Origin of the sequence: Tritonibacter sp. SIMBA_163 (assembly GCF_046535935.1) — a bacterium.
Lineage (GTDB): Bacteria > Pseudomonadota > Alphaproteobacteria > Rhodobacterales > Rhodobacteraceae > Epibacterium > Epibacterium scottomollicae.
The window spans coordinates 1-228 of the sequence record NZ_JAWJBP010001567.1 but is presented as its reverse complement, the minus strand read 5'-3'; the positions used below and the strand labels follow the sequence as shown (position 1 = coordinate 228).

Below are 228 nucleotides of genomic sequence, written 5' to 3'. Positions count from 1 at the left end.
GAGTTTGAGGATGCACCAGCCTACGAGCACACTGCTGCGAATGACCTGACCAACAGCGGTGAGCAGGCGGCGGAGAACACCGCAGCGGCGGCCAAGGATACGGCTGCGGACGTAAAGGCTTCTGCAGAGACGGCGGCTGCCGAACTTGGCGACGCGGCGGAGAATACGTACGAGGACGTGCAGCAGATGGCTGATGAGGGCACCGACGGTGAGATGGCACGCGAACCG

The 228-nt window shown here is 63.6% G+C and carries 1 pseudogene; it reads left to right on the top strand.

The window, feature by feature from the left end:
* Positions 1-228: pseudogene (locus tag R0J92_RS27535) on the top strand (PRC-barrel domain containing protein); the annotation flags it as partial.